Annotated in this window: 10 protein-coding genes and 1 pseudogene; 7 read left to right on the top strand and 4 right to left on the bottom strand. The window is 70.0% G+C overall.

All coding sequences use genetic code 11. The features are described 5' to 3' along the window. The 3 genes from VMD50_RS11165 to VMD50_RS11155 all read left to right on the top strand — a co-directional run. Positions 1-692: sensor histidine kinase (locus tag VMD50_RS11165; RefSeq protein ID WP_325427747.1), on the top strand; the 692-nt coding region annotated here is incomplete at its 5' end. 73 nt (positions 693-765) lie between these two features. Then, entirely contained in the window at positions 766-2,253 is a 1,488-nt protein-coding gene (locus VMD50_RS11160; RefSeq protein ID WP_325427745.1) for a S1C family serine protease, read from the top strand. Continuing rightward, complete coding sequence (locus VMD50_RS11155) at positions 2,253-2,810, top strand: MogA/MoaB family molybdenum cofactor biosynthesis protein (RefSeq protein WP_325427743.1); 558 nt, start codon at positions 2,253-2,255, stop codon at positions 2,808-2,810. The genes VMD50_RS11160 and VMD50_RS11155 overlap by 1 nt, the downstream gene beginning before the upstream one ends. Before the next feature lie 7 nt (positions 2,811-2,817). Here the strand turns inward: VMD50_RS11155 and mscL are convergent, their stop codons facing one another. From mscL to VMD50_RS11135, 4 genes are all read right to left on the bottom strand, one after another. Further along, positions 2,818-3,282, bottom strand: coding sequence for a large-conductance mechanosensitive channel protein MscL (gene mscL / locus VMD50_RS11150; RefSeq protein WP_325427741.1), 465 nt, complete (start codon positions 3,280-3,282; stop codon positions 2,818-2,820). Between the two features lie 67 nt (positions 3,283-3,349). Continuing rightward, positions 3,350-4,033, bottom strand: a complete 684-nt coding sequence (locus VMD50_RS11145) for an SAF domain-containing protein (protein ID WP_325427739.1) — start codon at positions 4,031-4,033, stop codon at positions 3,350-3,352. Between the two features lie 65 nt (positions 4,034-4,098). Then, positions 4,099-4,437 (bottom strand): FmdB family zinc ribbon protein, encoded by a 339-nt coding sequence (locus tag VMD50_RS11140; protein ID WP_325427751.1) that lies wholly within the window; start codon positions 4,435-4,437, stop codon positions 4,099-4,101. Between the two features lie 75 nt (positions 4,438-4,512). After that, positions 4,513-5,106 (bottom strand): 5-formyltetrahydrofolate cyclo-ligase, encoded by a 594-nt coding sequence (locus VMD50_RS11135; protein WP_325427749.1) that lies wholly within the window; start codon positions 5,104-5,106, stop codon positions 4,513-4,515. Positions 5,107-5,183: 77 nt separating this feature from the next. On the opposite strand from VMD50_RS11135, the gene VMD50_RS11130 reads away from it, so the two are divergent. The 4 genes and pseudogenes from VMD50_RS11130 to VMD50_RS11115 all read left to right on the top strand — a co-directional run. Next, entirely contained in the window at positions 5,184-6,095 is a 912-nt protein-coding gene (locus VMD50_RS11130; protein ID WP_325427737.1) for a UTP--glucose-1-phosphate uridylyltransferase, read from the top strand. 49 nt (positions 6,096-6,144) lie between these two features. Further along, positions 6,145-7,437, top strand: a complete 1,293-nt coding sequence (glp, locus tag VMD50_RS11125; protein WP_325427735.1) for a molybdotransferase-like divisome protein Glp — start codon at positions 6,145-6,147, stop codon at positions 7,435-7,437. A 21-nt stretch (positions 7,438-7,458) separates the two neighbouring features. Then, positions 7,459-8,112 carry a GNAT family N-acetyltransferase gene (locus VMD50_RS11120; RefSeq protein WP_325427733.1) on the top strand — a complete coding sequence of 218 codons (654 nt, stop codon included), beginning with the start codon at positions 7,459-7,461 and terminating at the stop codon, positions 8,110-8,112. 173 nt (positions 8,113-8,285) lie between these two features. Continuing rightward, positions 8,286-8,691 (top strand): annotated as a pseudogene (locus VMD50_RS11115) (gephyrin-like molybdotransferase receptor GlpR); the annotation flags it as partial.

Below are 8,691 nucleotides of genomic sequence, written 5' to 3'. Positions count from 1 at the left end.
CCGACGTGCTGGCGCAAATCGAGGAATTGTCCACTCTGGTAGGAGATTTGGTGGACCTGACCCGTGACGATGCCGGCCAAGTCGTGCACGAGACGGTTGACATGTCCGAGGTGATCGATCGGAGCCTGGAGCGAGTGAGGCGGCGGCGCAACGACATTCACTTCGATGTCGACGCGATACCCTGGCAGGTCTACGGTGACGCCGCCGGGCTCTCCCGCGCTGTGCTGAACCTGATGGACAACGCGGCCAAGTGGAGCCCGCCGGGTGCCAACGTCGGCATCACGATGCGGCAACTCGACCCGACGCACGCCGAGCTGGTGGTGTCCGACCACGGCCCCGGTATCCCCCTGCACGAGCGCCGCCTGGTGTTCGAGCGCTTCTACCGGTCGACGACGGCGCGGGCGATGCCGGGCTCGGGGCTCGGGCTGGCGATCGTCAAAAAGGTGGTGCTCAACCACGGTGGGCTGCTTCGGCTCGAGGACACCGTGCCCGGAGGCCAGCCACCGGGCACCTCCATCTATGTGCTGCTTCCCGGCCGCCCGATGCCCGCCCCGACGGCCGTGGCGGACACCGGGATCCCGAAGATGGACACCGAAACCGACCCTCTCGTGCCCGTGCCGGGCAGCGCGGCGAACTCTCGGGATTCGGCGAACGTTATCTCAGTGGACTCTCAGTCCGCGCGGGCAAGGTAGGTCTGCAGCTAGTGTTGGACTCGAGCGAAGTCGAGCCCAGAACGCCGGAATACAGGAAGAGCGACGTAGCGACATGACGAATGACCCGAGGTATTCGCCACCGCCGCAGCAGCCGGGATACCGTACCGGGCCTAATCAGCCTGTGCCCCCAGCCTATGCGCAGGGGCGCCAGCAGCCGTACAACCAGCAGTACGACTGGCGGTATCAGCAGCCGGCCCAGCCGTCGCAGCCCATGCAGACGTCACCGTACCGCCGGCCCTACGAGCCCTTCGGCGGCACCGGGCAGGGTCCGATACCGGGAGGCACCGGACCGGGTCCGATACCGGGTGGCACCGGCGCGGGTCCCATGCCCGGGGGACCCGGGACGGGCCCCGTCCACATGCTCCCGCCGATGCCCCCGGGGCCGATGCCCCAGAAGCGGTCCCGCGCAGGCGTCTTGGCGGCGGGCGCGCTGGCGATCGCGGTCGTGTCGGCCGGGATCGGCGGCGCCGCGGCGACGGCCGTCGAGCTGGGCACCCACTCGGCGAGCAGCAACGGCCACGGGATCATCCCGGGCGCCGCTCCCAGCGTCCCGGCCGCGAACATGCCGCCGGGCAGCGTCGAACAGGTGGCCGCCAAGGTGGTGCCCAGCGTCGTCATGCTCGAAACCGACCTGGGTCGCCAGTCCGAAGAGGGTTCCGGCGTCATCCTGTCGGCCGACGGCCTGATCCTGACCAACAACCACGTGATCGCGGCCGCGGCCAAGCCCGGCGGCCCCCCCGGTGGGCCCGGCGCGCCGGGCGGGCCCGGTGGTCCGCCGCCGAAGACGACGGTGACCTTCTCCGACGGCCGCACCGCGCCGTTCACGGTGGTCGGTGCGGACCCCACCAGCGACATCGCCGTGATCCGCGTCCAGGGCATTTCCGGCCTGAACCCCATCACGCTGGGCTCCTCGTCTGATCTGCGGGTCGGCCAGCCGGTGGTGGCGATCGGGTCGCCGCTGGGTCTGTCGGGCACGGTGACCACCGGAATCATCAGCGCAATGAACCGGCCGGTGTCCACCACCGGCGAGTCGGGGAACCAGAACACCGTGCTGGACGCGATCCAGACCGATGCCGCGATCAACCCGGGTAACTCCGGCGGCGCGCTGGTCAACATGAGCGGCCAGCTGGTGGGCGTCAACTCCGCGATCGCCACCCTGGGCGCCGATTCGCCCGATGCCCAGAGCGGCTCGATCGGCCTCGGCTTCGCGATTCCGGTCGACCAGGCCAAGCGCATCGCCGACGAACTGATCGCGACCGGCAAGGCGACGCACGCCTCGCTCGGCGTGCAGGTGACCAGCGACAAGGGCACCCCGGGCGCCAAGGTCGTCGACGTGGTGCCGAACGGCGCGGCGGCGAGCGCCGGAGTGCCGAAGGGCGTCGTCGTCACCAAGGTCGACGACCGCCCGATCAACAGCGCCGACGCGCTGGTCGCCGCCGTGCGGTCCAAGGCGCCCGGCGACAAGGTGTCGCTGACGTTCCAGGACGCCGGCGGCGGGAGCCGCACCGTGCAGGTCACCCTCGGCAAGGCGGATCAGTGATGAGAGTCGACGAGCCCTCGGCTGCCGGATTGTCGGACCTCGGATATACGGTGGCACCCATGGAAACGGGCGCGGAGCTGGTAGTCGGCCGGGCCCTGGTCGTGGTGGTCGACGATCGCACCGCGCACGGGGACGAGGACCATAGCGGACCGCTGGTCACCGAGCTGTTGACCGAGGCGGGGTTCGTGGTCGACGGCGTGGTGGCGGTCGCGGCCGACGAGGTCGAGATCCGCAACGCGCTGAACACCGCGGTGATCGGCGGGGTGGACCTGGTGGTCTCGGTCGGCGGGACGGGCGTCACCCCACGCGACGTCACGCCGGAGGCCACCCGCGAGATCCTGGATCGGGAGATTCTCGGCATCGCCGAAGCCATCCGGGCCTCCGGGCTGTCCGCGGGCATCATCGACGCCGGATTGTCGCGAGGCCTGGCCGGGGTGTCGGGGAGCACGCTGGTGGTCAACCTCGCCGGCTCGCGTTACGCGGTGCGCGACGGGATGGCGACGCTGAATCCGCTTGCCGCTCAGATCATCGGTCAGTTGTCGAGCCTGGAGATCTAGGGACGGGTCACTGCGATTCGGCCTCCGCGCGGGGTCCGTGCGCCGGCGGGGGAGTCGTGCCCGCCGCGCCACCGTGCCGGCCGGACGAGTCGCCATCGGTGGTTTGGGCCAGCAGGTCGCGGATTTCGGTGAGCAGGACGATCTGGGCGTCGTCCGCCTGCTCGACCTCGCCCCGCTTGCGCAGCGTCGTGTACGGCAGCACCACGAGGAAGTAGACGACCGCGGCGATGATCAGAAAGTTGATCGCGGCCGACAGCACGTTGTTCAGATCGATGGTCTGGCCGCCGCCGATGTTGATTCGCAGGACGCTGATATTAGACTTCTGGTTGACGCCGATCCGGTTGATCAACGGTTTGATGATGCTGTCGGTGAACGTCGTGACCAGCGCGGTGAAGGCGGTACCGATGACCACCGCGGTAGACAGGTCGATGACGTTGCCCCGCGAGAGAAACTCCTTGAACCCCTTGAGCATTGGGAATGGCCTTTCTGGGACTGGACCGAGTTTGCTATCGATCACGTGCCCAACAGCGGCCAGGCGTTCAGTGCAGGGTCAGCGTCACCGTTTGACCCAGCGCCGTGCCTGCCACCGTGTTCGCCACGCGAGCCGGCAGCGCAACCAACACTACGCGGTCGCTATCGGCAGCCTGAACCTTCTGCTTGGCCGAAACAAGCACGACGACGGCGTCGGTTGCTACCACTTTGGTCACGGCCGGGGTTCCCGTCGCCGGTGTGTCGTTGGCCGGGGCGGCCAGCACGTCCACCACATCGCCGACGCGAACCAGGTCGATTAGGGCGCTGTCGGCCAGGTGCAGCGGCACGATGCTGGCGCCGGGCCCGGCCTTCGGTCCGATTGCGGCCTCGGCCAGCCGGCTGCCGAGTAGCCGGACGTCGGTGAGCACCTCGCCGCGCCTGGTGGGGCTGGCCAGCGTCGACCCGACGACCGTGGCGACGTCGGCCTGTGATCCGTCGGGAATGGTTGTGGCCGAACGCTTTTCGAGTCGGACATCATCGGGAGTCAACGCCGCGCCCGGGCGCAGGTCGCGCGCCGCGACCACCACCTCGGCGTCATCGCCGTGGGGATTGGACCGCAGCGTCGCGACGCCGGCCAGCACGACGAGCCCGCCCGCGGCCACTCGCCGGGCCAGCACGGTGCGGGACCAGTCGGGGCGCAGCGACGTCGATATCCGCCTGAACAGGCTTGGATTCAGCGATGATTCGCCCACGCCGCAACGGTAGGCGCGGCGCGAGGCCCGCGGCGCCGGTCAGAACCCGGCTTGTGGATAACCGCTTAGCTCGAGGCGGCGGCGGTGGCCGGCGTGGCGCTGCTGGTCGATTTCTCGCTCGGGCCGCTCTTGTCGCCGGACCCGGTCTTTTCGGTGGACGGGCTCTTGTCGCCCGCCCCCGCGTCACCGGACGATCCGTTGGCCGGACTCTTCGACTTCTGGCCATCCGCGCGGCTGTCGGTGCGGTAAAAACCGCTGCCTTTGAACACGACGCCCACGGAATTGAACAACTTGCGCAGCCGGCCGGAGCACTTCTCGCAGGTGGTCAGGGCGTCGTCGGTGAAGGCCTGCACAGCGTCGAAGCGGTCGCCGCATTCGGTGCACGCGTAGCTGTAAGTCGGCACAAAAACCTCCGAAATCGTCTCGGGCAGCGTTAGCACTCTACCGTGTCAAGTGCTAGAACCGCCACGTGGCCGTGATCATTCCCGGCTTGGGAGCGCGATCAGGCCCCGGCGGGGTGTCAGCGCATGCGTCATCGGCACATCCTGCGGTTCGGCGGGCAGCTCGTCGACGAACTCCGCGTCGCGCACGATTGCGATGAGTCGCGCCTGCGGGTTGCGCCCGGCCAGCGAGCGGTCGTAAAAGCCCCGCCCCCGGCCCAGCCGCACGCCCCGGCGGTCGACCGCCAGCGCCGGCACCAGCACCAGGCTGGCCTGGGCCAGGGCCGTCTCCGGCAGCAGCGGCTCGGGCGGCTCGAACAGGCCCCACGGCCCGGGGAGGAGTGCGCCCGGCCGGTATTCGCCCCACCGCAGCGGCAAGGGCGTGTCGTCGGCGGCGGTGCGCGCGACCGGCAGCAGCACCCGTCCGGTCCGGCGCAGCAACATGTCCAGCATCGCGGTCGAACCCGGCTCGGTGCCCACCGGAACGTACGCACAAACCGTGATCCCGCTGGAAAGAATCGGCTCCAGATGGTCGCTGAGCAGGCGCGCCTCGGCGCCGCGAACGTCGTCGCCGACGCACCGCCGCGCCGCCAGGAGCTGCCGGCGCAACACGGCCTTGCCCGCGGTGTGCACGTCCTCAACGATGACAGGCCCGATTTTGGCGCCGCCAGACGCCGTGAGCGCAGCCAACGAGGGTTATCGTTTGAACGATGTCACGCCCAGAAGTTCCGATCCCCTTCACGGCGATCGTTCCCGCTGCCGGCCTGGGTACGCGTTTCCTGCCCGCGACCAAGACGGTGCCGAAGGAGCTGCTGCCGGTCGTGGACACCCCGGGCATCGAGCTGGTCGCCGAGGAGGCGGCCGCCGCCGGCGCGGAACGCCTGGTGATCATCACCTCCGAGGGCAAGGACGGGGTCGTCGCCCATTTCGTCGAGGATTTGGTGCTGGAGGGCACGCTCGAGGCGCGGGGCAAGACGGCGATGCTCGACAAGGTGCGCCGGGCGCCGCAGCTGATCAAGGTCGAATCCGTCGTGCAGGCGGAGCCCCTGGGGCTCGGGCATGCCATCAGCTGTGTGGAGCCCACCCTCGCGGCCGACGAGGACGCCGTCATGGTCCTGCTGCCCGACGACCTGGTGTTGCCGACGGGCGTCTTGGAGACGATGGCCAGGGTGCGGGCCAAACACGGCGGCACGGTGTTGTGCGCGATCGAGGTGGCCCCCGACGAGATCAGCGCCTACGGCGTTTTCGACGTCGAGCCGGTCCCCGGCGATGACAACCCCGACGTGCTCAAGGTCAAGGGGATGGTCGAAAAGCCCAGGGCCGAAGACGCCCCGTCGATGTACGCCGCGGCGGGCCGCTACGTGCTTGACCGCGCGATCTTCGACGCGTTGCACCGCACCGACCGGGGGGCCGGCGGCGAAGTGCAGCTCACCGACGGCATCGCGCTGCTGATCGAAGAGGGCCACCCGGTGCATGTGGTCGTGCATCGGGGTTCCCGACACGACTTGGGAAATCCTGGCGGCTACCTGAAGGCTGCGGTTGACTTTGCATTGGATCGTGACGACTATGGCCCGGATTTGCGGCGATGGTTGGTGGCGCGATTGGGCCTGACCGAGAACTAGCCGGGCGATACGTCGGTCCGCCAGCAACTCGAGGGCAGAAAGGCGCGCTGTGCGTTCTGTGGAGGAGCAGCAGGCCCGGATAACGGCGGCCGCGGTCGCCCCCCGGCCGATACGTGTGGCCATCGCCGAGGCACAGGGATTGATGTGCGCCGAGGAAGTGGTGACCGAGCGGCCCATGCCCGGCTTCGATCAGGCCGCGATCGACGGCTACGCGGTGCGCAGCGTCGACGTGCTGGGCGTCGGCGAGGTGGGTGCCGAGAGTCTCGGCGAGCCGCCCGACGAATCCGGAGGCGAGGAAGACACGCGCGACGGGGTGGTCCTGCCGGTGATGGGGACCATCGAGGCCGGCTCGCGCACGCCCAGCCGGCTGCAGCCGCGGCAGGCCGTCCGGGTGCAGACCGGGGCGCCGCTGCCCACCCTGGCCGACGCCGTCCTGCCGGTGCGATGGACGGACGGCGGGATATCGCAGGTGCGGATCCTGCGCGGGGCGCCCTCGGGCGCGTACGTGCGACGCGCCGGCGACGACGTCCAGCCCGGTGACGTCGCCGTGCGCGCCGGGACGATCATCGGGGCCGCACAGGTCGGGCTGCTGGCGGCGGTCGGCCGCGAACGGGTGCTGGTGCATCCGCGGCCACGGTTGTCGGTGATGGCCGTGGGCGGCGAGTTGGTCGACATCTCGCGCACCCCGGGGAACGGGCAGGTCTACGATGTCAACTCCTATGCGCTGGCGGCGGCGGGCCGTGACGCCGGCGCGGAGGTCAACCGCATCGGCATCGTCCCCAACAACCCCAAGGAGCTGCGCGAGGTCGTCGAGGGCCAGATCAACCGCGCCGAGGTCGTCGTCATCGCCGGGGCGGTCGGGGGCGCGGCCGCCGAAGCGGTGCGCTCGGTGCTGTCCGAGCTCGGCGACATGGAGGTCGTCCGGGTCGGCATGCATCCGGGATCCGTCCAGGGTTTCGGGCAGCTCGGGCGCGAGGGCGTTCCGACGTTTCTGCTGCCGGCCAACCCGGTGAGCGCGCTGGTGGTGTTCGAGGTGATGGTCCGGCCGCTGATCCGGCTGTCGCTGGGCAAGCGCCAGCCGATGCGCCGGATCGTGCAGGCCCGCGCCCTGTCGCCGATCACGTCCGTCGCCGGGCGCAAGGGGTACCTCCGCGGGCAGTTGATGCGCGATCAGGACAGCGGTGAGTACTTGGTGCAGGCGCTGGGCGGGGCGCCGGGCGCGTCGTCGCACCTGTTGGCCACGCTCGCCGAGGCGAACTGCCTGGTGGTGGTGCCCAGCGGCGCCGAGCAGATCCGCACCGGTGAGATCGTCGACGTCGCCTTCCTGGCCCAGCGCGGCTAGGCGAAACGACTGCACACGCTCGTGAACCTGTTGCGCAGCAATTCCCGTCATCCCGGTTGGCCCCTGAACGTGGGGCCGCTGCGGGTATCGGCGGGGGTCGTGCGGCTGCGGGCGGTGCGGATGCGTGATGCCGCGCAATGGAGCCGGATCCGGCTGGCCGATCGCGCGCATCTCGAGCCGTGGGAGCCCAGCACGGACGGTGACTGGACCATCCGGCACACGGTCGCCGCGTGGCCGGCGTTGTGTTCCGGGCTGCGTGCGGAGGCCCGCAAGGGGCGCATGCTGCCCTACGTCATCGAGCTCGACGGGCGGTTCTGCGGCCAGCTGACGATCGGCAACGTCACCCATGGCGCGCTGCGGTCGGCCTGGATCGGCTACTGGGTGCCCAGGTCGGCCACCGGCGGCGGGGTGGCGACGGCCGCGCTGGCGTTGGGCCTCGATCACTGCTTCGGCCCGGTCATGCTGCATCGCGTCGAGGCCACCGTGCGTCCGGAGAACGCCGCGAGCCGCGCCGTGCTGGCAAAAGTCGGGTTCCGGGAGGAGGGCCTGCTCCGCCGCTACCTCGAGGTCGACCGGGCGTGGCGCGACCACCTGCTGATGGCCATCACGGTCGAGGAGGTGCAGGGGTCGGTGGCGTCGACCCTGGTCCGCGCCGGTCACGCGAGTTGGGCCTGACCGCTCGCGCGGAGGCGCCACTTTGCTGCTTGCTGTGGCTAGCGCGACACGAGTGACGTTTGGTGCTTGTGAGCGGCAAATTACAGGTGTGTAATTGTGCTGGTCACCCTGTCCCGGCCGCACCGGCCACCGATGAGCCTCGCGGGGGCAGGGCCAGTTAGGAGCAGGTCATCATGCCAAGCATCCCGCAGTCGCTGTTGTGGATTTCGCTCGTGGTGCTGTGGCTGTTCGTGCTGGTCCCGATGCTCATCAGCAAACGCGACGCCGTGCGGCGCACCAGCGACGTGGCGCTGGCGACCCGGGTGCTCAACGGTGCCGGTTCGCGGCTGCTCAAGCGGGGCGGGCCCGCCGCGGGTCATCGCAGCGATCCGCACTGGAAGCCCGAGGACGACGCGGCCGAGGCTGATCAGGACGAACACGAAGAGCACGAGGAGGAAGGGGAGACCACCGATCTCCGGCCGGCGCGTCCCGTCGTCGTGAAGGTCGCGGCCGCCGAGGAGACCGAGCCCGACTACCTGGACGTCGACGTCGTCGAGGATTCCGGTGCGCTTCCGGCCGGAACCGGCGCCGAAATGGCCG

This window comes from Mycobacterium sp. (genome assembly GCF_035506235.1).
Taxonomy (GTDB): Bacteria; Actinomycetota; Actinomycetes; order Mycobacteriales; family Mycobacteriaceae; genus Mycobacterium.
This window is presented reverse-complemented; position numbering and strand designations above follow the sequence as displayed.